This window comes from Niallia sp. NCCP-28, from assembly GCF_023168165.1.
In the GTDB taxonomy this organism is placed as follows: domain Bacteria; phylum Bacillota; class Bacilli; order Bacillales; family Cytobacillaceae; genus Niallia.
This window is the reverse complement of the sequence record NZ_BQYJ01000004.1, coordinates 113,822-139,187: the sequence shown is the minus strand read 5'-3', so window position 1 is coordinate 139,187 and position 25,366 is coordinate 113,822. Positions and strand designations below refer to the sequence as shown.

Below are 25,366 nucleotides of genomic sequence, written 5' to 3'. Positions count from 1 at the left end.
AGGAGTGTGAAAGAGATGTTAAAAAAATGGTTTGGGAAGAAAGCAGAGAGTGAAATTCTAGTAAGTCCAGTATCTGGCCAATTAATTAAACTAGAGGATGTTCCAGATCCAGTTTTTAGTCAAAAGCTTATGGGAGAAGGGGTTGCGATTAAACCAAATAATGGATCAATTGTTGCTCCAGTTAGTGGGGAAGTCGTTCAATTGGCGGATACAAAACATGCCTTTGGAATAAAAACAAATTCAGGTGCAGAAGTATTAGTTCATATTGGGTTAGAAACTGTTGCACTCAAAGGGGAAGGGTTTCAAACTTTTGCAAGAGTTGGAGATACTGTTAATAAGGGGGATAAAATTATTGAGGCTGACCTTGATTACATTCAGAAGAATGCGAGCAGCACAATTATTCCTATCATTATTACCAATAGCTCAGAAGGATTTTTAGCCCTTTCCTTAGAAAGTCCGAAAGTTGTAACAGGCGGAGAAACAACTATAATAACAATTAAGCAAAAATAAGAAGGTAGAGCTGTCTCAAAAAGGCTGAATCTTACTTGAATATCTATAAGTAGAATCTTTTTAATGAAAATTTCTACTAGATATATGGTGGAATCTGACCTTATGCTTTTGAGACGGCTCTTAGTATATAAGCTATCTTACACTGAATGGAGGTTAATGGAATGAAATTGATAGCATTGGACTTGGATGGAACTTTATTAACTCCAGATAAAAAAATCTCTTCAAAAGATATAGAAGCTATTCATCACGTTCAAAATAATGGGCATATTGTAATGATTTGTTCTGGACGTGCCCAGGAGGATGTGGAACAGATTTTAGATAGTCATGGATTATCATGCCCTATTGCAGCAAGTAATGGAACATTTGTAAAAATAGATAATAAAATAGTAAATATGATTTCTATGAATGAACAGGATGTTCAAAAAATTACAAGTAAATTGGATGATACAAACATTCCTTATCGTTTGTATACAAATCAAGGAATTTATGAACATAATGAATGGAACAAGAGGGTATATCAATCATTAGAGAGTTTAGATGAGGAAAATAAAAAGAAATTTAGACGATTTACAGAAAAACCATACAATTCCTCATTAATAAAACGATATGCTGATTTAAAACAAATAGTTGAATTAGGAGATGTATGGATACAAAAAATATTTATTCTCTTATTTGACAGGGAGAAAAAGGAAGAAGTGCTATTGGGGCTACATGGGAATAATAATATTTATATTACTTCTTCAGGCATTTTTAACGTAGAAGTTATGGATAGAAGAGGAGACAAAGGGAATGGCCTAAGAGCAGTAGCTAAATACTATTCTATACCCTTAAATGAGACAATAGCCATAGGGGATAATTATAATGATTTACCTATGCTGAAAATTGCAGGTCTTCCTATCGCAATGGGGAATGCAATTTGTGAGGTGAAAAATTTATGCAACATTATTACCTTAGCAAATGATAATAATGGAGTGGCATATGCCTTGAATAATTTTGTATCTGAAATTCAATAGAAAGTATAACTATAAATGATTCATAAAAGAAAATAATCGCATTTTTTATTATGAAATATTCCTCTCTTTTATTAATTCTGCTCATATTCCCAGCGTTTTTTTGCTGCTTAGTTTATTTTTCGTTTATAATTGAGTTAGCATGAATGAACTATACTAATTTCCACTTGTTTTGTTTTTAGGATGATTTAGTTAAAACTCATAAAAGAGCAGTAATTGAACTTTAAAAATATTGTTATTTCAGCAGTAGGAAAATTATTATGCTGCAATTGAAAATTAAAGATTGAAGTCTCTTTTTATTATATATAAAGAGGCAAAAATAATAAAAGAAACGAAAATTAAGAGGGACAGATTCCCTTGGTTTTTTCGTTTTTTTACGTTAGATAAGGGGATATATGACATAGTTTGTTCATTAGCTGGGAAAAGAGGATTGATATCTATGGAAATTATTAAACATTCTTATAAAAAACGAGGAACGATGGAATTTATCTATAATAAATTTCCTCAATCTAAGGTTGTTCTTTATCCAATCAAAAATTATTATTTTGTCCGAACGGTAAAATGGCATCCAGAAGATCCAGTGGTCACAAGAGCGGATCTTGAAAAAATGGAGTTGCTTTCTAATGAATTATTAGGAACAATTGAATTTTATAAACAAAGGAAAAATTATAAAGAAGATAGTGGGAAAAGTCGGTGAAAATGTGAAAATAAAGTTAATTATACGCTCTAAAGTTCCAACTCCAGAGGATTTGCAGCAAGTAAATGAGAAGTATTGAAAGGATGTTCTCTCCATTTGTTTGTTTAGATGAATACTTAGAAAAATAGCAAAGCAAGGAAGAAAGGAGCTTTGAAAATGCAAACTCCTTTTATATTATATTCTTCCATATTTTCGAAGTCGGGAGAACCTCTTTTTTTGCTAAGCCTGAAACAAAAGGACTTCCTTTTACATAATAACGTAAGGGAGAGAGAGTCCAGTCTCCTTTATTAGGTATTCCAATGCGAGGTGTTGTCATAATTTCATTTGGGATTTTGCTGTTTTCTTCATCCATATATAACGCGCCTTCATTTATCATCCTTCCATCTAATCCTTTTGTAATAGCCATTGCTTTTGTTAATTTTCCTGGACCATTGCTGATAAGGATACCACTTTGTTTTCTGTTTGCAGCCATTTGCTCGAGACCTTCCGCAGGTTCTATTGCTCGAATAAGAACAGCTTGGGGATCATTTTGCCCTTTTGTAACAATATTCAGCATATGATGAGTATGCATCGTATAAATATAAATTGTTCCGCCTATCTTGTACATAGACTGCAATCGAGGTGTATTTTTTCCTCCATAGCTATGACAAGCCATATCATCAATGCCTAGATATGCTTCTGTTTCTACTATATAGCCGCTATAGATACAAGAGCTGGTTTTATGTATAAGCAACTTTCCTAATAAATTCTTGGCAATATCTTCAGTAGAGGAATGAATAAAATCGATCATATGTAAGATGCATTGCTCCTTTCGTATAAATAAAATTATTTTTATAATTATACTAGTTCTATTCCATAATTCCCTCCTTACGAAAAAATAAGCAATTCCATGAAGAAACCACTCAAAAAACTTGAGTGGTCAGTGTGCAGATAAAATCAAAAATGCAAACTTTCAGGCTAATCGAAAACGATTGAATTTTGAGGCGTGAAGCCATGGGAGGAGCGGAGTTACCATGATGGGTAATGAGCATCCGAGCATGGTGAACAACGAAGAAAGCGAGCGTTTGCCGATAGCCGGACCACTCAAAAAACTTGAGTGGTCTTAATAACTTCTATAAGCATAAGGATCCTCGGGTTGTGCTACCTTCTTCCAAGAAGTAACTTTAAGTACAGGAATAGTTTTTTTGAATGGCTGATAATAAATCGTTTCTAATTTGCCGCTGACTTGCAGCCATTCATCATTTTTGGTCTGGACATCTTTAGGCAAATCGAGAAGCATGCCATATACTCCTGAATCAGCAATGCAATGAATAATCCCAAAGCGCAGCAAAAATATTTGATTTTGGCTCATTTCCTTTTCTTTATAAGAAAAGCCGGTTATTGTTACCTGCTTGTCTATAAACTGGCCTGGATAGTTGTAAATGGTTTCTAAATCATTTAGAAGATTCTGTTCTCCTAACGTAATGGTTTCCTGTTTTTGCAGCTTTTTGACTCCTTTATCCATTAGTTCGGAATAGTCATCTTTTCCATAATAGCTTGTTGTATCTGGCTGCAGAAACTGCCGCTGGCTATATGCATCTCCTTCTTTATAAGCGGAAAAAAACAGCCCTTTTTTAGCCACGATATTAGAATCAAGTGTAGCAGTAGGCAGAAATAGGCCAGTTGCTGCAGGAAGTATCAGCACTAAAAAGGTAAAACTTCGCTTCCACCAAGTATTATCCTCATTGTCATGATTATGTCCGCAATCTGGACCACAATGGTTATGATCGTGTTCATTATCTTTTTTTATATAAAAGTAAATGCAGATTAGCGTAAAAAAGATAAAAATGTAGATGGCCGCCTCTGAAATATAGGAATACTTCATATTAATATATTTAGAAATATTTCCAGAGGCATGAAGATGCATAAATAAATAAGTAAATCCGATAAGCACTAATATCCGAAACATGTTCAAACCTCCATTAAAAAACTAGTGTAACCACTAGCACAGTAAGTGTAGTAATTGTGCATACAAAAAGAACAAATTTACTTTTAAAGGTGCTTAGGAGCATAAAAGTATTTTTAATATCAAGCATTGGTCCAAATACTAAAAATGCGAGTAATGAACTTGTCGAAAAGCTGCTTCTGAAACTTGCCGCAACAAATGCATCGGCTTGAGAACATAAGCTCAAAACATAAGCCAGTCCCATCATTACAATATGGGAAGAAATAGGGCCATTGCCAATTGCAACAAGTGTAGATGTTTTAACATATGTTTGTACGATTGCTGCTAATAATGACCCTATAACTAAATATTTGCTCACAGAAAAAAACTCATTAATGGAATGCTCTAGCATGGCACTGATTCGATCTTTGATGGAGCGATAGTGAACAGGATGGTGATGACTATTTTTTAATGGAGAATCTTTAATGGTTAATTTTAAGATAAATCCAACAATCATGGAGACAATAAGGGCTAAGCCCCCTCGATAAAAAAACATTGTCCAGCTGTTTCCAAAAGCAAGAAAAGTAGAAAAAAGCACAATTGGATTAATAATTGGTCCTGTCATCATAAAGGCGATGGCAGCTGGCAGCGGCACTCCCTTTAAGATTAGCCTTCTCGTAATTGGCACAATTCCACATTCGCATGCAGGAATAATGCTGCCTAAAAAAGAGGCTAATAAGATAGATAAAAAGGTGTTTTTTGGAATGAATTTTGCGATCATTTCATCTGATACAAATATTTGGATGATTCCAGAAATGATAACCCCTATTAAGATAAAAGGCAGGGCTTCTATCACAATGCTTATAAAGATAGTGTTCATTTGCAATAATGTTTGAGTATTCATATGCAACCCCTAATTAATTTGTAGACGAATAAACATTCATTGTCACTATATCATGTGAAAATGAATGTTTTATGAAAAAAAGATTTTTTCTTTGCTGAATTTATAACTATATAAAAGATATCAGTTTAAGTAAAGTTTATTATCTACTTTATTATCTGCACTATTAAATAAAAATAGTAATGCTCTGTGGATATTTTGTCGATTAAGGTGCCGTAAGTGATAATATGGCGGAAATATTGCTGCCTCTAATTAGTCGTGGCTAAAAAATTTGCTGATTGTGTAGGTTAGTTTAAAAAAATTTTGTTTTGAAAAATAATGAGGAGAGGGGACAAGATATTGGAGCAGCTATTTTCTATATGTGGGTGTCTGCTCTATATAAGAAAAACCAGAATCTAATTATAAAAAAAAGTTTCTTAGATCCTGGTTTTTGTTGCTTCTATTTAATTTCTTTTCTCTAAGAACAGCAGTTAGCAAATATATTACGAATTTATTTGTTTTTTGCAAGAGAGACTACCTTCGTCTTCCAAAAACAAGGAACATTTTTTAGTGAAGATTAAGCAGCAAGTTAAAATGATTTTATTGGGCATCTAGTTTGTTTTTAGAAGCAGAGACAACATCAATAGAATAGGTTTTTGCTTTTTCAAGAAATTCCATGGTAACTGGATGATCAGTAATAATGGTAGTTATTTTGTCTGGTTCTGCAAATGCAGCAATAGATTTTTTGTTTAGCTTCGTATGATCAAGCAGAGCAATAATTTTATTGGAAGCCTCAACCATTGCTTTTTTTAATTCTACTTCATACACGCTAAAATCAGTTAAGCCTGCTTCAAATGAAAAACCATTTGCTGATGTGAATAAAATATCAATATTGATTTTATTCAATATGCTTACTCCGAGATTTCCTTCAAGAGAAAATGATCCTTTTTTTACAATTCCCCCAAGTAAAATAACCGTAATACTAGGATGATCTCTAAGTTCTAGTGCTGTATTGATGCCGCTTGTTACAACTGTTAGGCGGAGAGAGGAATCATTAAGAAGGCGCACAAGTTCTAGGGCGGTGGAGCTTGAGTCAAACATAATGCATTGTCCATCTTTAATATAATCTTTCGCTATATTTGCGATGATATTTTTTTCTTGTTTATTTTTCCCTTCTCTTGTATAGAAACTTGTATCTGAATCGGAATCAACTAAGATTGCTCCGCCATGTGTTCTTTTTAACAGCCCTTCTTCTTCCATTTTTGAAAGATCTGTGCGGAGTGTGGCTTCTGAAACCTTAATTTCTTTTGAGAGATCTTTTATTATTACGCGATGCTTTTCTTGCAACTGTTCAAGAATAATTTTTCTGCGCTCTGGTGCAAATTTCTTTTCCATTATTTCACCTAAATTCTTAATTTATTATATATAGTGGTGGAAGATTCATTCGATTAATAGCTTTAAAACAAAAATACAATAAAACAAAAAAAGTATATTACTTATATTACAACATTATTTGTGTATAATGTAAATATTTATTGTTAAAAGAAAACAAATGAAAATAAATGAAAAAAAACAACAAAAATAATTTGACTAAACGATAATGATGATACTATAATGAAATCAAGCAAAACCTACTAATGGATATGGCGAGCAATGATTCTGGTTTGGCACAAAAACTTCTTTCTTTTAAGGAGGGATCTGCTAATAACTATTCCTGCGTTTGAAAGCGTTATCTTTAAGACTTTTAAAAAGCGAAGATGGAAACTTTAAGAGAGACAGGTTGACAGTTGCTATTATTCAATTAAACTTTTTAACTGGATGAAGAGATTTATAAAAACATATAAAAGGGGATAAGTACAATGAGCATGAATACTGTTGTAAACGAAGATCAAAGTGAAGTAATCATTCCGAAAACAATGAAAGCTATCGTAGCATACGCACCAGGAGACTATCGTTTAGAGGAAGTTTCAGTGCCTCAAATTTCTGATGAGGAAATTTTAATTAAAGTTGAAGCATGTGGCATATGTGCAGGTGATGCGAAGGCATATGACGGAGCACCAAGCTTTTGGGGAGATGAAAAGCAGCCAGCATATATAAAAGCTCCGATGATTCCAGGTCATGAATTTATTGGTCGTGTTGTGGCGGTAGGAGATAAGGTGGAAGGGTATAAAGTAGGGGAGCGTGTTATTTCAGAACAAATAGTGCCATGTTGGGATTGTCGTTTTTGTAAGCGTGGTCAATATTGGATGTGCGAAAAACATGATCTATACGGATTTCAAAATAACGTAAACGGCGGTATGGCTGAATATATGAAATTTACAAAAGAAGCAATTAATTATCATGTACCAGAGGAATTGCCTATTGAAAAGGCGATATTAATTGAACCGTATGCTTGCTCTTTCCATGCTGTTCAACGTGCAAAAATTCAGCTTGGAGATGTTGTAGTTCTTGCAGGAGCTGGGACGCTAGGATTAGGCATGGTAGGTGCAATAAAAAAATCTGGACCAGGTAAATTAATCGTTCTTGATTTATTTGATGATCGACTTGAACTTGCAAAAAAATTTGGAGCAGATATGGTTTTGAATCCACTAAGAGATGATGTGGAAAAAATTATTAAAGATTTAACAGAGGGTTACGGCTGTGATATTTATATAGAAGCAACTGGTGCACAAAAGTCAGTTGAACAAGGATTATCCTTAATCCGCAAATTAGGTACATTCGTTGAATTTAGCGTATTTAAAGATCCGGTAACTGTTGATTGGAGCATTATCAGTGATAGAAAGGAATTAGATGTATTAGGTTCCCACTTAGGCCCATACTGCTATCCATTAGTAATTGAAGGCATTATGAATGGAGATTTGCCAACAGAAGGTGTAGTAACCCATAAGTTGCCATTAGAAGAATTTGAACAAGGATTCGAATTAGTGAAGAGCGGCAAAGAGTCGCTAAAAGTTGTTCTAATTCCAAATTTCGAAAAAGAATAGGATAATTTTAAAGCAGTTATTAAGGCATCTCCATAATAACTGCTTTTTAAAAGCAAATAGAACAAAATAATGGGGGAATAAGCATGAATTCTTTTTTATCCAAACTAGGAATGGATAATAAAATGGCCTTAGGATATATTGGTGTTTTAGTGTTTATGATGGGAGATGGATTAGAACAAGGCTGGTTATCATCTTATTTAATTGATAATGGACTTTCTATTCAGCAATCAGCACTTTTATTTAGCGTTTATGGGTTTGCTGTTGCTATTGCTGCATGGCTTTCTGGTGTTTTAGCTGAAATACTTGGGCCAAAAAAAGCAATGACTATTGGATTTGTTTTATTTATTGTAGGTACTTTGGTTTTTTTAACAGTTGGTATTCCAAACATGAATCTTGCCGTGATGATTCCTACATACTCACTGAGAGGACTTGGATATCCCTTATTTTCATACTCTTTCCTTGTTTGGTTGACTTATTATGCCCCTACGGAAAAATTAGGGACAGCAGTAGGATGGTTTTGGGTTTCATTTGCTGGCGGACTAAATGTTTTAGGTGCGTATTATTCTAGTTTTGCACTTCCTGTTTTAGGTGAAATGAAAACATTATGGAGTGCGTTAATATTTGTAGTGCTTGGAGCTGTTTTAGCAATCTTTATCAATAAAGATAATGAAAAAAATAGCGTGGAGAAAAAATTTAAAACAAAGGCAGATATGTTTAAATATATTGCAAAAGGTATTACAATTGCGTTTGAAAAACCTAAAGTTGGCTTAGGTGGAATTGTACGTACTATTAATACAGCTGGTGCATATGGATTTGTTGTATTTTTGCCTGCTTATATGATTGAAATCGGTTTTACACGAACAGAGTGGCTGCAAATATATGGAGCTTTATGGTCTAGTAATGTAATATTTAACCTAATATGGGGTATTATAGGAGATAAGTTAGGCTGGAGAAATACGATCATGTGGTTTGGTGGAGTTGGTTGTGCCATTTTTACTGCATTATTATATTATGTTCCTCATTTTATGGGAGCAAACTATTTCGCAACAACGCTAGTTGGCATCTGTTTTGGTGCATGTCTAGCTGCATATGTACCGCTATCTGCATTGATTCCGTCCCTTGCTCCAGAATCACGTGGTGCCGCTATGTCTATTTTAAATTTAGGTGCAGGATTAAGTACCTTTGTCGGTCCAGCACTAGTTGGCTTATTTTTTGCAAGTGTAGGTACAGTAGGCATTATTTGGATTTATACCGGGCTATATTTATTTAGTGCATTTCTTATGATTTTTGTTAATCTTCCAAAACAAGATATACAAGTTCCAAAAGATGAAAATGCTAAGTTGAGTACAGCTCAATAAAGTCAAAATTCAAGCAGTGGGGGGATCCCCTGCTGTTTGTTGGTTAAGTACTCTGGCTTTTACGGGCAGTTGGCCTCCCAGCTAGATTTCTTATGTTTTTTTCTAATCAAGAGATAAGGGTTTTACTGCTTGTTAATGCGAGATAAAAAAGTAGAGGGGCTTGATACAGTAGTTTATATCAAGTCTCTCTTTTATTTAATGTTTTTATAGATTTGTATAAATGGAGCTATTTTATGAATAATAACAATAGAGTGATTGAACTGTTTATTTTTATAAAAAAATAAAAAATGAAAATAAACGAAAATAAACGATTAAAAATATTGACATTTTCAATAAAAAATGAAAAAATATAATCAAGAAAAGGGTAATTATAGAAAAATATTTATATATTGAGGGAGATGGCATGCTACAATGAAAATAGGAATAGGTTCAGATCACAATGCATTTGATATGAAAGAAGCTATTAAAAAATTTATAGTAGAGCTTGGCCACGAAGTAATTGATTATGGGTGCACAGATAATTGCAGTGAAGTAGATTATCCTGCTGTTGCATTTGAAGTAGGAAATGAAATTTTAAAAAATAAGGTTGATAGAGGCATCTTAATTTGTGGCACTGGTATTGGTGTTGCGATTGCAGCAGGAAAGATTCCCGGAATTAGAGCGGCATTATGCCATGATGTTTATTCTGCAGAGCGTGCTCAAAAAAGCAATAACGCTCAAATTTTAACGATGGGTGCCCAAATTATTGGAGTGGAAGCAGCAAAAAAAGTAGTGCAGGCATATTTGGAGTCAGAGTTTACAGGAGGAAATTCAGGAAGAAAAGTGCAGCAGATTATGGATAAAGAGCAAGAGTATTTAAAGGGGGTTGCAAAATGAAAAAACTTATAAATAATCCAGACCATGTAGTAGATGAAATGATTGAAGGATATGTAAGCGCTTATCCTAATTATGTAAAGCAATTAGAAGAGAATAAACGCTCTCTTGTTGTAGCTAGTAAAACTCGTGAAAATAAAGTTGGAGTATTAATTGGAGGAGGGTCTGGCCATGAACCAGCATTTATGGGATATGTTGGGGAGGGGATGGCAGATGGTGTTGCAGTAGGTAATATTTTTGCTTCTCCACCTCCAGATCCAATTTTAGAAGCAACAAAAGCGATAGATAAAGGTGCTGGGGTTGTTTACATATATGGAAATTATGCTGGAGATGTTATGAATTTTGGCATGGCGGCTGAATTGGCAGATTTAGAAGTTGGAATTGAGGTTGGAACTGTTTTAGTAACAGATGATGTCGCTTCAGCTCCAAAAGAAGAGAGTGAGAAGCGTCGAGGAATTGCAGGAGAGTTTTTTATCACAAAGGTTGCTGGAGCTGCTTCTAATAAAGGTTATTCTTTAGAAGATGTTGTTCGTGTAGCAACAAAAGCAAACGATTACACTCGTTCTATGGGAGTAGGATTAACACCATGTTCCTTGCCGCAGACTGGAAAACCTAGTTTTGAATTAGGGGAGAATGAAATGGAGATTGGACTTGGACATCACGGTGAGCCTGGTGTTGAAAAAGGAGAATTGTTGCCTGCAGATGAGGTGGCAACTCGTTTGGTAGAAGATATTTTAAGAGATATGCCTCTAGATCAAGGAGAGCAAGTAGCTGTTCTTGTAAATGGTTTAGGTTCAACGACTAGAATGGAGCTTTATATTATGTTTCGAAGAGTGGAACAAATTCTTAGGGAAAAAGGAATTCAGATTCATCGATCTTATGTTGGTGACTACAGTACTTCATTAGAGATGGGCGGCTGTTCTGTAACATTGATTAAATTAGATGACGAATTAAAAGAATTAGTAGATGCTCCAGCTGATTGTGCTATGTATGTTCAACGATAAAGGAGGAGATTAAAATGAAATTTACAGCAGAAGATTTAAAAAGGTTTCTTAATAATGTAGTGGAAATGATTGAAGAGCAAAAAGACTATCTATCGGAACTTGATAGAAAGCTAGGCGATGGAGATCATGGTGTAACAATGTCGATTGGCTGGCAGGCAATCGATGAAAAATTAAAAACGGACTTAAAAGAAGAACAAGATTGTGGAAAAATTGCTGTGTCTGCTGGAAAAACTTTTTTAAGTGCTGTTGGAAGTTCGGTTGGTCCCCTATATGCAACTGGTTTCTTAAGAGGATCGAAGGCTTTTCAAAATAAAACAGAATTAGTGGATCAGGATTTGGCAGATTTTTGGATTGCCTTTATTGAAGGGGTGAAGGATAGAGGGAAAGCAGAAGTTGGCGACAAAACAATGATTGATACTTTACAGCCGACGTTAGAAGCATTAAAAAGTCATTTTATGCTAACGAATGATTTTTTATCAGCATTTACAGAAGCAGTTTCTGCCGGCGAAAAAGGAATGCTCTCTACAAAAGAGCTATTATCAAAACGAGGAAGATCTAGTAGATTAGGAGAAAGATCGCTAGGTTTCCAAGATCCTGGAGCTACATCTGCATATTTTATTCTTTCTGCTTTTTTAGAAACGGTAAAAGATACCCAAGCGGTTTAAAAAAATGGAGGAAAGTGCGTAAACATACTTTCCTCTTTCTGCGGTTAGAACAGTAAATAATTAGTTTGTTGCTATAATTTATGCATATTTATTCAATGTGTTGAATAAAAAATGGGGGGGAATAATATGAAATCTTCCAACATGGTATTTAGTGAAGGTGCTGTTCAAAGTTTTGCAATGGAATTTCTAAAAATATCTCAAAAAGCGGCAATTGCGTCCTATCCATGGGTTGGAAAAGGAAATAAGAATCTAGCGGATGGAGCAGGAACAGAAGCGATGCGCGAAGGAATGAACCAAATTGATATGCAAGGTTTGATTGTTATTGGAGAAGGAGAGATGGATGAAGCTCCTATGTTGTATATTGGAGAAAAACTTGGAACAGGAAAGGGACCTGCATTGGATATTGCCGTTGATCCAGTAGAAGGTACAACTTTAGTGTCAAAAGGGCAAGATAATTCATTGTGTGTAATCGCTGCATCCAGTAGTGGAAGTTTATTGCATGCACCTGATATGTACATGGAAAAATTAGCAGTCGGACCAAAAGCAAAGGGATGCATTAATTTAGAATGGTCTTTGACAGAGAATATGCAAGCAGTAGCAAGGGCCTTAAATAAAAATGTGAAAGAACTTACGGTTATGATTCAAGATCGACCAAGACATCAACATTTAATAGAACAAGTTTTTTCTGTTGGTGCCAGTGTAAAGCTTTTCTCCGATGTGGATATTACTGCGGCAATTGCAACAGCCATTGAAGAAAGTGATGTAGATATTTTTGTAGGTACAGGTGGTGCTCCAGAAGGCGTTATTTCTGCAACTGCATTAAAATGCTTAGGTGGTGATTTTCAAGGGAAATTAGTGCCGCAAAATGAAGAAGAGTACAATCGTTGTATTACAATGGGAATCGATGATCCTGCAAAAGTGCTTAAAATGGAAGAAATTGTTCGATCAGAAGAATGCTTTTTTGTAGCAACCGGGATAACAAGTGGCATGCTATTGCAAGGTGTTAAAAGCAAAGATGGAACAACTAGATTAACTCATTCGTTTGTGGCAATTGGCGGAGAAAGCAAAAATTATCAATTTATTGAAGCGAGGCACTCTATTTAAGCGATTTAAAAAGTAATCTAATCTAAGATAAGAGGAGAGTATAAATGGAAAAAAGCCGATTTGACATTAACTTTAATTTAACAGATAAGATTGCTGTGATAACTGGTGGAGCAAGTGGAATTGGTAAGGCAACTGCAGAATTATTTTTAGAAAAGGGCGCTTATGTAGCTATTGTAGATGTAAAAGAAGAACTGGAGGAGATTGCAAAGTCGATTCATCCAGAACGGGTCATTGGAATTAAAGCAGATATTACAAATAAAAATAATATAGAAGCATGTGTAAAAAAAGTAAAAGATATATTTGGAAGAATTGATATATTGTTTAATTCAGCAGGTGTCGCTTTGCTTGAGAAGGCAGAAGATTTAACAGAAAGCGATTGGGATAAAACAATGGAATTAAATGTGAAAGCTTCCTTCCTATTTTCTCAAATTGTTGGAAAAGAAATGATCAAAAGTGGCGGTGGAAACGTCATCAATATGGCTTCACAAGCAGCGGTTATTGCGCTGGATCGGCATGTAGCTTATTGTGCAAGCAAAGCGGCAATTGTTGCCATGACAAAAGTATTGGCATTAGAATGGGCTCCATATAATATAAAAGTTAATGCTATTTCTCCAACCGTTATATTAACAGAACTTGGTGAAAAAGCATGGGCAGGAAAAGTTGGAGAGGATATGAAACAATTAATTCCGGCAGGTAGATTTGGGTATCCAGAGGAAGTAGCAGCTTGTGCTGTCTTTTTAGCAAGCGATGCTTCTAATCTGATTACAGGAGAAAATTTGGTAATAGATGGAGGCTATTCTATTAAATAATATTTATAAAATTATAGATGAAGTTTTAAGATTATTAATTCTGAAAAAAATGATAGTAAAGAAAAAGGACAAAACAGCTAGTTAGCATATAAACTAGCTGTTTTGTCCTTTTTTCAGTTTCTAAATTAAAGAGAGCGAATAAAAAAGCTTCTTTCCATGTAACTGCGTAGGAATAACGATTTATATAAATGGCGGGGATAATGGCAGCAATTAAGGCATACAAAGAACAAAAACAAAAAGGAAAAAATCGGCATTGTCCTTAACTTGACACCTTCGTATTCAAGAAGCCAAAATCCTGCTGATGTAAAAGCTTCTGTACTTGCAGATGCTTTCTTTAATCGGTCATTTTTAGATCCTTCAGTAAAAGGAGAATTTCCAAAGGAATTAGTCGAGATTTTGCAAGAAGAGGGTTATATGCCAATAATAGAAGATGGCGATTTAACGATTATTAAAAATAATACAGTAGATATTTTTGGAGTGAACTATTATCAGCCAAGACGAGTAAAAGCAAAAGAACATTTGCCTAATCCTGAAAGTCCATTTATGCCAGACCGTTATTTTGATAATTATATTATGCCAGGACGAAAAATGAATCTACATAGAGGATGGGAAATTTATGAAAAGGAATCTATAATATTCTCGTAAATCTAAAAGAAAACTATGGAAATATAGAATATTTTATTTCTGAAAATGGAATGGGCGTTGAAGGAGAAGAAAAATTTCGAGATGCAAATGGAATAATTCAAGATGACTATCGCATTGAGTTTATTCAGGATCATGTGAAAGGGGGGCATCAAGCAATTCAAGAAGATTCTAATGGAAGGGATATCATTTATGGATATGTGGTCTTGGACAAATGCCTATAAAAACAGATATGGTTTTGTATCGGTTAATCTAAATCAAGATGGTGAACGAACAATTAAAAAAAGCGGGCATTGGTTTAAGGCAGTTGCCGAGGACAATGGATTTTAATCGACTAAATAAAATAAAGCGAAACTTCAATCAGTGAGGGTTTTCCACGTCCTCCACTGCTTGTTAGTGCGTGATAAATCAGAGAGGGGCTATTTATGGCCGCTCTTTTTTCTAGATTGCTTAGGCAGTGTGAACGAAGAGGTTTTTTGATAATTATTATTTGCTTTCTGCTGCTTCTGTGATAGCGGCAGTACCATTAAATTTAAAAATGAAAGCAGCAGATACACAAAATACATACATAGAAAAGCATTTAGCCTAATAAGATTATTTAGTGCATTTTAAAAAAGGAGGCGTTTGTTCCATAATAGTTTGCTGATTCCTTAAAGCTGTGAATAATCACTGCACGTAGAAAGGAGTATGTTACGTTTGCACAGTTTACGATGGATTTGGGGATATTTGTCTCATTATTGGCGAAGGTTATGTGCTGGATTGCTAATGGCATTAATTGTTTCCGCTTTAAATATGGTTAATCCTTATTTGGCAGGAAAGATAATCGATAAAGTAATTCTGGGAAATGAAAACCATTTATTATGGATATTTCTATGCATTATGATAGTGGGTACACTTGTTAGAACAATGGTTCGTTATAGCTATCAAATGGTTTTTGAAGGTTTATCCCAAAATGTGATTTTTATGATGAGGGAACATATGTATAATCGGCTGCATCATCTTGATTTTAGTTTTTATGATCAAACGAAAACAGGCGATATCATGTCAAAAATGACTGGTGATTTAGAAGCAGTGCGGCATTTTACTGCATGGACTATTTATATGATTTTTGAAAACGCAACCATTCTTCTGTTTGCTATCGGTTTTATGTTTTATATTCATCCTCCGCTTGCTTTAACGCTATTGATTGTAACCCCAGTGATAGGGTATTTTGCTTTTCGATTAACTATAGATGTAAAACCAACTTTTACAGAAATCAGGAACCAATTTGCTAAATTAAATTCAGTGGTACAAGAAAATATCAGTGGAAATCGGATTGTAAAGGCATTTGCAAAGGAAAATTATGAAATTAAAAAATTCTCCATCGAAAATGATAGATTTAAAGAAAAAAACCTACAATCTTCTAAGATATGGGAAAAATACTTGCCTATACTTGATTCATTTGGTGGAGTGCTAACTGTATTAATGATTTTTATTGGGGGACTTATGGTAATTAAAGGAACTCTGACATTTGGGGAATTGGTTATGTTTAATTCGCTTATATGGGCTATCAGCAATCCAATGAAAATGGCCGGATGGCTACTTAATGATGTTCAGCGTTTTATTGCTTCTGCTGAAAAAATAGAAGATTTATTAAAAATGAAATCAAAAATACTCAATATCAACCAGCCGGTTACAGCAAAAATGACTGGAATGGTGGAATTTCATCATGTTTTTTTCAGTTATGGAGAAGAAACAGTCTTAAAAGATATTCACTTCTCCGTAAAAACGGGAGAAACTGTTGGGATTATTGGACCAACCGGTGCTGGAAAGTCATCATTGGTGAATCTTATCAGCCGTTTTTATGATGCAGATGCTGGCGAGATATTGTTAGATGGCATAAATGTGAAAAAGTGGGATATCCAAAGACTCCGCAATGGTATAGCTACTGTTATGCAAGATATATTTTTATTCTCGGATACAATTGAAGGCAATATTGCATACGGCAATCCAGAGGCTTCGCTTGCGGCTGTGCAAAATGCTGCCAAAATGGCAGATGCACATAACTTTATTTCTAAATTGCCTGAAGGTTATGACACAGTGGTAGGGGAACGTGGAGTTGGCTTATCTGGCGGGCAAAGACAGAGGATTGCTTTAGCAAGAGCTTTATTAAAAGATCCTGCGATTCTTATATTAGATGATACAACATCTAGTTTAGATATGGAAACCGAACATAGAATTCAAAACACACTAAAATCATTGCAAAAAAGAAAAACAAATTTTATCATCGCCCATCGAATTTCTTCTGTTAAAGATGCAGATATCATTTTAGTTATGAATAATGGAAAGATTATGGAGCGGGGAACACATAAAGAGTTGCTGAAGAAAAAAGGCTATTATTTTGACGTGTACATGAATCAATATGGAAATTTTGAAAATAAGCAAATTGGTGAGGAAGTGATATAAATGGCTCGGAATAAATTTGATGTTGATGAGGAATTAGAAACTCCTTTCAGCTATAGCCATTTAAAACGGCTCATGCAATATATTAAACCATATAAAATAAAAATAATATTCACTATTTTTATTATGCTTTTAGCTAGTGCAGCTGGATTAACAGGTCCATATTTAATTAAACATGCTATTGACTCAGCGATACCAGAAAAAAATGTTCAAGAACTGTCTTTGCTCGCAGGAATATATGTCATTGCCCTGTTTTTAATTGCTGTTTGCATGAAATATCGAATCAGAATGATGTCTGAAATTGGGCAAAGTGTGATACAGAATATCCGCAAAGACTTATTTACTCATATTCAGTCTCTTTCTTTTTCCTTTTATGATAATAGACCGCATGGGAAAATACTTGTAAGAATTGTCAATTACGTTAATTCACTAAGTGATTTATTATCAAATGGAATCATCAATTTAATTACAGATATATTTAGTCTTATTGTTATTATCGGATTTATGTTTGCTATTAATCCAAAACTTGCCATTTTTGCAATGGCTGGATTCCCAGTGCTTGCGGCAATCATTTTCTTGATTAAAAATGCCCAGCGAAGGGCATGGCAAGATTTAAGCAATAAGCAGTCCAATATGAATGCCTATATACATGAGAGTATTAATGGAATAAAGGTAACACAGGCGTTTGCTCGAGAAGATGAAAATGAAAAAATTTTTATGGAAGTTTCAAAAGGATATAAAAATTCTTGGATGAAAGCTGTACGCATTCAATTTTTGCTTTGGCCCTCCATTGAGAATATCTCTGTTCTTACTGTTTCTTTCATTTATATAGTGGGAATTTCGATGATAGGTCAAGGTGTTACAGTTGGAGCTTTAGTAGCATTTATAGGATATATTTGGATGTTTTGGACTCCTTTATCTAATATAGGTAATTTTTACAATGCCATCATTAATGCAATGGCATACTTGGAAAGAATTTTTGAAATGATGGATGAAAAACCAACAGTTCTAAATAATCCTAATGACCGTGAATTGCCTCCTGTTAATGGGAAGGTAGAATTTGAGCATGTAGATTTTGGCTATGAAGGGGCAGACAGGGTGTTAAAGGATATCGATTTTCATGTGAATCCAGGTGAGACAATTGCTTTAGTCGGCGCTACGGGCTCTGGAAAAACATCCATTATTAATTTGATCAGCCGTTTTTATGATTTAAACAGCGGCTACATAAAAATAGATGGAGTAGATATAAAATCTGTAACAATACCTTCTTTAAGAAAACAAATGGGAATTATGCTTCAAGATCCATTTATTTTTTCAGGATCTATTATGGATAATATTCGTTATGGACGCTTGGATGCTACAGATAAGGAAGTGATAAATGCAGCAAAGGCTGTGCAGGCAGATTCCTTTATTAGGAGATTAAAAGAAGGGTATCAAACAGAAGTGAATGAGAGAGGAGCAAGATTATCGGCAGGGCAAAGACAATTGATTTCATTTGCCAGAACATTATTAGCGAATCCTCGTATACTCATTCTAGATGAAGCGACATCTTCTATTGATACGGAAACAGAAATAGCTCTTCAAAAAGGACTTGAATCTTTGCTTAAAGACAGAACATCTTTTATTATTGCTCACAGATTATCGACTATTCAAAATGCATCACGGATTCTCTATATTGAAAAAGGAAGGATTATAGAAGAAGGCACTCATGAGGAATTGATAAAAAGAAAAGGAGCTTATTGGAAATTATATAAGTCTCAATATGCAGCACATGCGGCAGGTTAAAAAATCGTGCTAAAACCTTTTATTAAGTTCTGGCGGAAAGTTTGAAAATATTATAAGAAAAAGGGGTTGATTGGTATAAAGAAGTCATTGCTTCGAATGGAGAAATAGTAGAGTAATTATATAATATAAAAGGGAGATGGCTTTTTAAAGGCCATCTTTTTTATAAGGAAGAGTTAATACTCTATTGTTGATTTCAGCAGAAGGCGTAATACCGGATTGCCTGCAAAAAACGAAGAGTCTCGCTGTAATCAACTGGAACATTTAACAAGAGCCTTTCTGAAAAAAAGAGGAAGGCATAGAAAAGGAAATTTTCCCTTCTTTATTATCAAAGTTATTACTTCTTCCAGTATATTAAAAAGTACTATAATGCTCTTTTGATTTACTAGAAGATGATTTTTTCCTTTATAATAAACTAGGAAGCTAGAAATAGAATGCAGCAGTTAGTATCAATATAAATGATGCAAAGGAGTGGTAGAGGTGAAGCCGAAAGTATTTATCACAAGAAAATTGCCTCAGGAGATTATTGCGCAAATAGAGAGTACATGCAGCATTAAAATGTGGCAGGAAGAGGATGTTCCAGTTCCTTATGAAGTATTAGAAAAGGAAATTAAAGAAGTGGATGGACTTTTTTGCCTGTTAACAGAAAATATTGATAGAGCTTTATTGGAAAAAGCGAAAAATTTAAAAGTAATCAGCAATATGGCAGTTGGTTATAATAATATTGATATACAGGCAGCTGAGAATCTTGGAATTACCGTAACGAATACACCTGGAGTTTTAACAGAAACTACTGCAGATTTAACATTCGCTCTTCTTATGTCAACAGCCCGAAGACTAGTAGAAGCAAGCGATTATCTGAAAAATGGAGAATGGCAAACATGGTCTCCGATGCAATTGACGGGACAAGATATTTTTGGAGCAACGATTGGCATTATTGGCATGGGAAGAATTGGCGCTTCATTAGCAAAAAGAGCCAAAGGTTTTGATATGAATATTTTATATTATAATCGCAGCCAAAAGTCGGACTTAGAGAAAGAGCTTGATATGCAATATGTGGAATTAGAATACTTATTAAAAAAATCCGATTTTGTTTGCATTATGACTCCATATACCAAAGAAACAGAAAATTTAATAGCAGCAAAAGAACTGAGGATGATGAAAGAGACAGCGATACTTATTAATACAGCTAGAGGCAGTATTGTCAATGAAGCAGATTTATATCAGGCTTTATTAAAAAAACAAATTTGGGCAGCAGGTCTAGATGTTTTTAAAGAGGAGCCGCTTTCATTAAATCATCCGCTTTTATCTCTTAATAATGTAGTTGCTCTTCCTCATATTGGGAGTGCAAGCATCAACACCCGCTTAAAGATGGCCAAATTAGCTGCAGAAAATTTACTTGCAGCATTAAATAATGAAAGACCAAAGCATGTTGTAGTATAAAAATAAGGAAAAGGAAAATTTGCTTTCATATAGTTAGTTTTCCTTTTCTTCTTCTAAGTCCTCTTCGGTTTGAAGTTTTGTATGCCATCCATATATTTCATTAATCTCTTTTGCAACCTTATCTAAAAACTCATCTGAAATGATATCATTTTTTTCTGGAAACATGATATTCTCCCTTCTTTTCCTTTTATTATGGAAACATTGATCATTTTTATCCAATGAAAATTATTCTACAAGCTGAGAGTCAAAGCTTGGTTTAAAAATGGGCGCATCCATAAATATGAATGATGGAAATAATGGCTGAAAACCAACGGAATGAAAAATAAATAATTTTGAAAATTTGTTTTGGAAGGATTTTGCTAATGAGGGTAAAAAAGAAAAGTTCTTTCTCCTTTTATTATACACAATTATAGCTGGGATTATCCTGTTTTTTTGGAATTATCAAATAAATACCTGTTGGAAAGTTACTCGATTTTTTAATATAAAAGAAATGAAAATTATTATATAAAAACCTATTTACATTAACGTTGCGTTAACCTTTATTATGTAGCTATAAGGAGGTGAGGCAGTGGAATATACTGTCCGAAGTCTTGCTAAATTAGCGGGAGTAAGTTCAAGAACATTACGATACTATGACGAAATTGGTATTCTTAAGCCATTCAGAATTAATTCATCTGGATATCGAATATATGGAGAAGAAGAAGTGGACCGATTGCAGCAGATTTTATTTTATAGAGAGTTAGGTGTTAGTCTTGAGGTGATCAAAAGCATTATTATGTCTTCTGCCTTTAATGTAAAGGAAGCGCTTTTGGATCATCGAGTAAAACTTTTAGAAAAGCGCACACAATTAGATGCATTGATAGAGAATGTAGAGAAAACTATCGCAAGATCAGAAGGGAGAATAAATATGAGCAATAAAGAAAAGTTTGAGGGATTTAAACAAAGTAAAATAGAAGAAAATGAAAAAAAATACGGAAAAGAAATCCGCGAAAAATATGGAGATGAAACCGTTGATCAAGCAAATGCAAAATTTAGGAATATGTCAGAGGCAAACTATAAAAAGATGATAAATCTAGAAAAAGAATTGCTGGATACATTGGCAGAAGCTTTTAAAACAGGAGATCCTGCTAGCGATATCGCACAAAAGACAGCAGATCTGCATAAACAATGGCTTCTATTCTCTTGGAGTGCATATACCAAGGAAGCACATGCAAATTTGGCGCAAATGTACGTGGATGATGAAAGGTTTGCAGCCTATTATGATAAAAAGCAGTCCGGCAGTGCAGAATTTTTACGAGATGCTATTTATATTTACACAGGAATGAAGAAATAATAGATGGAAGAAATTTAAGGAGGAAATCAGTTAGCTTAACTGATTCCTTTTTTATGTTGATAATTGCCAACGATTTAAGGAGATGCTCGGTGGGACTTCTGTTTTAACAATATCTGATTTGGATAATAGCTGAAGTAGTAGTGTATCATTATCATACACCACGTATAGAAAGGGAAGAAGATAATTAAATTAGTTGAAACTTAATGTGCTCGATCAGTCCGTTATTAGCAACGCATCTACTGCAAGAACAACATTGCAAAACAAAGTGAAATTAGAGAAAAGAATACGGAAAGAAAATGGAAAGCGAATGATTATTGGAACCAAAGAAAAGTTAGGGGAAAGAATTGCTTTGTTTACAAGAACAGTATCAAACAGAAGAAGTTATGATTCTTTGCAATCTATATCTTTTGGAAGATAAAGTTGATTCCGATTCTTTAATTGCAGAATCATTTTTTTAAAAGAAGGAGATTGTCACAAAGTATTCAATATTAAAATCTTGATATACCCCTAGTAGGTATGTTAGGATTTTATTAAAAGGAGTGGTGTAATGGAGAAAAAAGAGCGAGCGGCGGCTGAGGAAAAAGAAGCACATTGCCACACTGTTTCTGAAAGGAAAAGCCATCATTCTGATTTAGTCAAAAAAAACTTAGTTACTCGTTTAAATAGAGTGGAAGGTCAAATAAGGGGCATTAAGGGGCTAATTGAAAAAGATACGTATTGTGATGATGTCATTACACAAATAGCTGCCACACAATCTGCTTTAAATAGTGTAGCTAAAATTTTATTGGAGGGACATTTGCGAAATTGTGTAGTGGATCGCATTCAAGAAGGCGATATGGAAGTAGTCGATGAAGTATTGACTACTATTCAAAGATTAATGAAAAAATAAGAGGTGTTAAATATGGAAAAAATAACATTAAAAGTAGAAGGAATGTCATGCGGGCATTGTGTAAAAGCAGTAGAAAGCAGTGTAGGTGAACTTGCAGGTGTAAAAGCAGTAAAAGTTAATTTGGAAAATGGATTTGTTGATGTAGAGTTTAATGAAAAAGAATTGAGTGTAGAATCAATCAAGGAAACTATTGATGATCAAGGCTATGATGTAAAGTAAATGAAAAAGGAAGGGGGCTTTTTTTGCATACGATGATATGGAGTCCTCTTTCTTTTTTAATGATTATATACCCCGTATAGGTATAAGGAGTGTTAGTGATGAGTGAAAAAGATCATGCAGCCCCTCAAATGGAGCTGCCAGTAAAAGAAAGCCAATTTGAAATTATTGGGATGACTTGTGCAGCCTGCGCAAATCGAATTGAAAAAGGATTAAAAAAAATGGATGGAGTAACAGAAGCTAATGTAAATTTAGCTTTGGAAAAAGCAACCATTTACTATAGAGAAGATTTGCTAACGCCTTTGGACATTCAATCAAAAGTAGAAGGTTTAGGTTATGGGGTAAGGCAAGAAAAAGCAGAACTTGCAATAACAGGAATGAGTTGTGCTGCTTGCGCAAGCCGTATTGAAAAGGGATTAAAAAAAGTAGCAGGAGTTAATGGCGCATCTGTTAACTTAGCGCTGGAAAAAGCAATCATTGATTATATTCCGTCCATTGTTTCACAAAAAGAGATGATAGAAAAGATAGAAAAACTTGGGTTTGGTGCAACCATTAGCAATGCGAAAAATGATAGGGAAACAGATGATTATCGTGAGAAAACATTTAGAAAGCAGAAGAGAAAATTTATCTTTTCTTCCATTTTATCCTTGCCGCTATTATGGACAATGGTTGGTCATTTTCAGTTTACATCCTTTTTGTATATTCCAGAAATTTTTATGAATGCATGGTTTCAATTTGCTCTTGCCACACCTGTTCAATTTATTATCGGAAAACAATTTTATATTGGTGCATATAAAGCATTAAAAAACTTTAGTGCCAATATGGATGTACTTGTTGTATTAGGCACATCAGCAGCCTATTTTTATAGTTTATTTTTAGCTATTCAATCGATAGGCCATCATGGACATATAGAAGGACTTTATTTTGAAACAAGTGCTGTACTGATTACATTAATTATTTTAGGAAAATTATTAGAAGCAAAAGCAAAGGGGAAATCATCGGAAGCCATCAAAAAGTTAATCGGATTGCAGGCAAAAACAGCAACAGTATGGCGAGATGGAAAAGAAGTTGTCATTCCCCTAGAAGAAGTTAAAGTACATGATATCGTATCAGTTAAACCAGGGGAAAAAATACCCGTTGATGGTGAAATACTAGAAGGAATATCGGCCGTAGATGAGTCCATGATTACAGGGGAAAGCATACCAGTCGACAAAAAGGCCTTTGATTTAGTGATTGGCTCTACCATCAATAAAAATGGATTCTTAAAAGTAAAAGCAACAAAGGTTGGAAAAGAAACGGCGCTTTCGCAAATTATTAAAGTAGTAGAAGAAGCACAAGGTTCCAAAGCGCCCATACAGCGTCTTGCTGATAAAATTTCCGGAATTTTTGTGCCAGTTGTTGTTGCTTTAGCCATTTTTACTTTCTGCATATGGTATTTTGCAGTAGATCCATTTCATTTTGCTGCCGCCTTAGAAAATTTAATAGCTGTACTAGTCATTGCTTGCCCATGTGCACTAGGGCTAGCAACTCCCACATCCATAATGGCTGGATCTGGACGTGGGGCAGAGTATGGCATCCTTTTTAAAGGTGGAGAATATCTGGAAATGACACATAAAGTCCAAACCGTTTTATTAGATAAAACAGGCACTGTTACAAATGGTCAGCCAGTTTTAACGGATATTAGAACCAATTATGAAGAAAAGCGATTTTTAGCATTAGTTGCATCAGCAGAAAATCAATCGGAACATCCACTTGCAAGGGCTATGGTCAATGGTATGGCAGAAAAAAATATCTCTATGCTAGATGTATCTTTATTTGAGTCTATTCCTGGTTTTGGAATTAAAGCAACAGTAGATCAGCAATCAGTGCTAGTTGGTACACGTAAGTTAATGGAGTTAAATGAGGTCAATATTTCAATGATCCAAACGGAGATGGAAGCATTAGAGGAGCAAGGCAAAACAGTGATGCTTGCCGCTTTTGACGGAGAGTATGCAGGAATGCTTGCGGTAGCAGATACGATAAAAGAGACGTCGAAAGAAAGCATCAATAGATTGAAAAAACTTGGATTGGAAGTAATTATGATTACTGGCGACAATCAACGAACAGCAAAAGCTATTGCAAAAGAAGCTGGGATTGACCAGGTGATTGCAGAAGTGCTTCCAGAAGGAAAAGCAAATGAAGTGAAAAAACTGCAAAAGCAAGGAAAGATAATTGCAATGGTTGGGGATGGCATTAACGACGCTCCAGCACTTGCATTAGCAGATATCGGCATGGCAATTGGAACAGGAACCGATATTGCAATGGAAGCTAGCGATATTACTTTAATGAAAGGAGATTTAAATAGTGTTGCAGATAGTATTGTTTTAAGTAAAAAAACAATGACAAATATTAAGCAAAATTTATTTTGGGCATTTGCTTATAATGTGTTTGGCATTCCATTTGCAGCGTTCGGTTTTTTAGCGCCATGGCTTGCAGGGGCCGCAATGGCATTCAGCTCGGTTTCTGTTGTATTAAATGCACTTCGACTGCAAAGAGTAAAATTGTAAAAGGATAATTTTTAAAGAACAAAGGAAATTGCCAATGTTGATTCGTTATTATTGGCAGTTTTTTTAGGTTGCAGCTGCTTATGGGAAAAATATGCTGGGGAAATAAGACTTTTGTCGAAAAATAGCTATTTTGGAAAATTTGATTCAAAGTAAGGCGAAAAGGAAGCAAAAATGAAAAAATAAAACAAATTTTTTCTTAGAGGATATGCAGCAGGAGCAATATATGAAATGTCAAAAAAGGTTGAAGTGAAATAT

General features: G+C 34.5%; 23 protein-coding genes and 1 pseudogene. 19 read left to right on the top strand and 5 right to left on the bottom strand.

Annotation, left to right across the window (positions count from 1 at the left end):
• Nucleotides 1-15: 15 nt before the first annotated feature.
• The 3 genes from NCCP28_RS13325 to NCCP28_RS13315 all read left to right on the top strand — a co-directional run bounded on the left by NCCP28_RS13325 (nucleotide 16) and on the right by NCCP28_RS13315 (nucleotide 2,217).
• Nucleotides 16-510, top strand: coding sequence for a PTS sugar transporter subunit IIA (locus tag NCCP28_RS13325; RefSeq protein ID WP_248561907.1), 495 nt, complete (start codon nucleotides 16-18; stop codon nucleotides 508-510).
• A gap of 161 nt (nucleotides 511-671) precedes the next feature.
• Entirely contained in the window at nucleotides 672-1,523 is an 852-nt protein-coding gene (locus NCCP28_RS13320) for a Cof-type HAD-IIB family hydrolase (protein ID WP_248561906.1), read from the top strand.
• A 436-nt stretch (nucleotides 1,524-1,959) separates the two neighbouring features.
• Nucleotides 1,960-2,217 carry a hypothetical protein gene (locus NCCP28_RS13315; protein ID WP_248561905.1) on the top strand — a complete coding sequence of 86 codons (258 nt, stop codon included), beginning with the start codon at nucleotides 1,960-1,962 and terminating at the stop codon, nucleotides 2,215-2,217.
• 169 nt (nucleotides 2,218-2,386) lie between these two features.
• Here the strand turns inward: NCCP28_RS13315 and NCCP28_RS13310 are convergent, their stop codons facing one another.
• The 4 genes from NCCP28_RS13310 to NCCP28_RS13295 all read right to left on the bottom strand — a co-directional run bounded on the left by NCCP28_RS13310 (nucleotide 2,387) and on the right by NCCP28_RS13295 (nucleotide 6,416).
• On the bottom strand, nucleotides 2,387-3,004 hold the full coding sequence (locus NCCP28_RS13310; RefSeq protein WP_248562200.1) for a DNA-3-methyladenine glycosylase: 618 nt from the start codon (nucleotides 3,002-3,004) through the stop codon (nucleotides 2,387-2,389).
• Between the two features lie 315 nt (nucleotides 3,005-3,319).
• Complete coding sequence (locus tag NCCP28_RS13305; protein WP_248561904.1) at nucleotides 3,320-4,165, bottom strand: TIGR03943 family putative permease subunit; 846 nt, start codon at nucleotides 4,163-4,165, stop codon at nucleotides 3,320-3,322.
• A 13-nt stretch (nucleotides 4,166-4,178) separates the two neighbouring features.
• The gene (locus NCCP28_RS13300) at nucleotides 4,179-5,045 is read right to left on the bottom strand and encodes a permease (protein ID WP_248561903.1); all 867 of its coding nucleotides are present in this window, start codon (nucleotides 5,043-5,045) and stop codon (nucleotides 4,179-4,181) included.
• 576 nt (nucleotides 5,046-5,621) lie between these two features.
• Nucleotides 5,622-6,416, bottom strand: coding sequence for a DeoR/GlpR family DNA-binding transcription regulator (locus NCCP28_RS13295; RefSeq protein WP_248561902.1), 795 nt, complete (start codon nucleotides 6,414-6,416; stop codon nucleotides 5,622-5,624).
• Between the two features lie 470 nt (nucleotides 6,417-6,886).
• Here NCCP28_RS13295 and NCCP28_RS13290 point away from each other — a divergent pair, with 470 nt between their 5' ends.
• From NCCP28_RS13290 to NCCP28_RS13240, 11 genes and pseudogenes are all read left to right on the top strand, one after another.
• Complete coding sequence (locus NCCP28_RS13290) at nucleotides 6,887-8,005, top strand: MDR/zinc-dependent alcohol dehydrogenase-like family protein (protein WP_248562199.1); 1,119 nt, start codon at nucleotides 6,887-6,889, stop codon at nucleotides 8,003-8,005.
• Between the two features lie 83 nt (nucleotides 8,006-8,088).
• Entirely contained in the window at nucleotides 8,089-9,363 is a 1,275-nt protein-coding gene (locus NCCP28_RS13285) for an MFS transporter (RefSeq protein WP_248561901.1), read from the top strand.
• A 411-nt stretch (nucleotides 9,364-9,774) separates the two neighbouring features.
• A complete protein-coding gene (gene rpiB / locus NCCP28_RS13280) occupies nucleotides 9,775-10,239 on the top strand; it encodes a ribose 5-phosphate isomerase B (RefSeq protein WP_248561900.1) in 465 nt (154 codons plus the stop codon).
• Nucleotides 10,236-11,240: a dihydroxyacetone kinase subunit DhaK gene (locus tag NCCP28_RS13275; protein ID WP_248561899.1), complete on the top strand. Its 1,005-nt coding sequence runs from the start codon at nucleotides 10,236-10,238 to the stop codon at nucleotides 11,238-11,240. The genes rpiB and NCCP28_RS13275 overlap by 4 nt, the downstream gene beginning before the upstream one ends.
• A gap of 14 nt (nucleotides 11,241-11,254) precedes the next feature.
• Entirely contained in the window at nucleotides 11,255-11,905 is a 651-nt protein-coding gene (gene dhaL, locus NCCP28_RS13270) for a dihydroxyacetone kinase subunit DhaL (RefSeq protein WP_248561898.1), read from the top strand.
• Between the two features lie 126 nt (nucleotides 11,906-12,031).
• A complete protein-coding gene (gene glpX / locus NCCP28_RS13265) occupies nucleotides 12,032-13,009 on the top strand; it encodes a class II fructose-bisphosphatase (RefSeq protein WP_248561897.1) in 978 nt (325 codons plus the stop codon).
• A gap of 44 nt (nucleotides 13,010-13,053) precedes the next feature.
• Nucleotides 13,054-13,818 (top strand): SDR family oxidoreductase, encoded by a 765-nt coding sequence (locus NCCP28_RS13260; RefSeq protein WP_248561896.1) that lies wholly within the window; start codon nucleotides 13,054-13,056, stop codon nucleotides 13,816-13,818.
• A gap of 206 nt (nucleotides 13,819-14,024) precedes the next feature.
• Nucleotides 14,025-14,790, top strand: a pseudogene (locus NCCP28_RS13255) (glycoside hydrolase family 1 protein); the annotation flags it as partial.
• A 366-nt stretch (nucleotides 14,791-15,156) separates the two neighbouring features.
• Nucleotides 15,157-16,905, top strand: a complete 1,749-nt coding sequence (locus tag NCCP28_RS13250; RefSeq protein ID WP_248561895.1) for an ABC transporter ATP-binding protein — start codon at nucleotides 15,157-15,159, stop codon at nucleotides 16,903-16,905.
• On the top strand, nucleotides 16,906-18,687 hold the full coding sequence (locus NCCP28_RS13245; RefSeq protein ID WP_248561894.1) for an ABC transporter ATP-binding protein: 1,782 nt from the start codon (nucleotides 16,906-16,908) through the stop codon (nucleotides 18,685-18,687). It abuts the gene before it with no gap.
• A 477-nt stretch (nucleotides 18,688-19,164) separates the two neighbouring features.
• On the top strand, nucleotides 19,165-20,127 hold the full coding sequence (locus NCCP28_RS13240; RefSeq protein ID WP_248561893.1) for a 2-hydroxyacid dehydrogenase: 963 nt from the start codon (nucleotides 19,165-19,167) through the stop codon (nucleotides 20,125-20,127).
• 33 nt (nucleotides 20,128-20,160) lie between these two features.
• Here NCCP28_RS13240 and NCCP28_RS13235 read toward each other — a convergent pair whose 3' ends face one another.
• Nucleotides 20,161-20,292: a hypothetical protein gene (locus NCCP28_RS13235; protein WP_248561892.1), complete on the bottom strand. Its 132-nt coding sequence runs from the start codon at nucleotides 20,290-20,292 to the stop codon at nucleotides 20,161-20,163.
• Between the two features lie 403 nt (nucleotides 20,293-20,695).
• On the opposite strand from NCCP28_RS13235, the gene NCCP28_RS13230 reads away from it, so the two are divergent.
• The 5 genes from NCCP28_RS13230 (at nucleotide 20,696) to NCCP28_RS13210 (ending at nucleotide 25,111) form a co-directional block, all read left to right on the top strand.
• Nucleotides 20,696-21,460, top strand: coding sequence for a MerR family transcriptional regulator (locus NCCP28_RS13230; protein WP_248561891.1), 765 nt, complete (start codon nucleotides 20,696-20,698; stop codon nucleotides 21,458-21,460).
• 193 nt (nucleotides 21,461-21,653) lie between these two features.
• Entirely contained in the window at nucleotides 21,654-21,878 is a 225-nt protein-coding gene (locus NCCP28_RS13225) for a hypothetical protein (protein ID WP_248561890.1), read from the top strand.
• Between the two features lie 129 nt (nucleotides 21,879-22,007).
• Nucleotides 22,008-22,349 (top strand): metal-sensitive transcriptional regulator, encoded by a 342-nt coding sequence (locus NCCP28_RS13220; RefSeq protein WP_248561889.1) that lies wholly within the window; start codon nucleotides 22,008-22,010, stop codon nucleotides 22,347-22,349.
• Nucleotides 22,350-22,361: 12 nt separating this feature from the next.
• Entirely contained in the window at nucleotides 22,362-22,568 is a 207-nt protein-coding gene (gene copZ, locus NCCP28_RS13215) for a copper chaperone CopZ (RefSeq protein ID WP_248561888.1), read from the top strand.
• A gap of 128 nt (nucleotides 22,569-22,696) precedes the next feature.
• Nucleotides 22,697-25,111, top strand: a complete 2,415-nt coding sequence (locus NCCP28_RS13210; protein ID WP_248562198.1) for a heavy metal translocating P-type ATPase — start codon at nucleotides 22,697-22,699, stop codon at nucleotides 25,109-25,111.
• The last annotated feature ends 255 nt before the right edge of the window (nucleotides 25,112-25,366 follow it).

Coding starts and splice junctions, on each gene's coding strand:
- NCCP28_RS13325 (WP_248561907.1), top strand. CDS start 16: ATGTTAAAAAAATGGTTTGGGAAGAAAGCAGAGAGTGAAATTCTAGTA.
- NCCP28_RS13320 (WP_248561906.1), top strand. CDS start 672: ATGAAATTGATAGCATTGGACTTGGATGGAACTTTATTAACTCCAGAT.
- NCCP28_RS13315 (WP_248561905.1), top strand. CDS start 1,960: ATGGAAATTATTAAACATTCTTATAAAAAACGAGGAACGATGGAATTT.
- NCCP28_RS13305 (WP_248561904.1), bottom strand. CDS start 4,165: ATGTTTCGGATATTAGTGCTTATCGGATTTACTTATTTATTTATGCAT.
- NCCP28_RS13300 (WP_248561903.1), bottom strand. CDS start 5,045: ATGAATACTCAAACATTATTGCAAATGAACACTATCTTTATAAGCATT.
- NCCP28_RS13295 (WP_248561902.1), bottom strand. CDS start 6,416: ATGGAAAAGAAATTTGCACCAGAGCGCAGAAAAATTATTCTTGAACAG.
- NCCP28_RS13290 (WP_248562199.1), top strand. CDS start 6,887: ATGAATACTGTTGTAAACGAAGATCAAAGTGAAGTAATCATTCCGAAA.
- NCCP28_RS13285 (WP_248561901.1), top strand. CDS start 8,089: ATGAATTCTTTTTTATCCAAACTAGGAATGGATAATAAAATGGCCTTA.
- rpiB (WP_248561900.1), top strand. CDS start 9,775: ATGAAAATAGGAATAGGTTCAGATCACAATGCATTTGATATGAAAGAA.
- NCCP28_RS13275 (WP_248561899.1), top strand. CDS start 10,236: ATGAAAAAACTTATAAATAATCCAGACCATGTAGTAGATGAAATGATT.
- dhaL (WP_248561898.1), top strand. CDS start 11,255: ATGAAATTTACAGCAGAAGATTTAAAAAGGTTTCTTAATAATGTAGTG.
- glpX (WP_248561897.1), top strand. CDS start 12,032: ATGAAATCTTCCAACATGGTATTTAGTGAAGGTGCTGTTCAAAGTTTT.
- NCCP28_RS13260 (WP_248561896.1), top strand. CDS start 13,054: ATGGAAAAAAGCCGATTTGACATTAACTTTAATTTAACAGATAAGATT.
- NCCP28_RS13245 (WP_248561894.1), top strand. CDS start 16,906: ATGGCTCGGAATAAATTTGATGTTGATGAGGAATTAGAAACTCCTTTC.
- NCCP28_RS13235 (WP_248561892.1), bottom strand. CDS start 20,292: ATGTTTCCAGAAAAAAATGATATCATTTCAGATGAGTTTTTAGATAAG.
- NCCP28_RS13220 (WP_248561889.1), top strand. CDS start 22,008: ATGGAGAAAAAAGAGCGAGCGGCGGCTGAGGAAAAAGAAGCACATTGC.
- copZ (WP_248561888.1), top strand. CDS start 22,362: ATGGAAAAAATAACATTAAAAGTAGAAGGAATGTCATGCGGGCATTGT.
- NCCP28_RS13210 (WP_248562198.1), top strand. CDS start 22,697: ATGGAGCTGCCAGTAAAAGAAAGCCAATTTGAAATTATTGGGATGACT.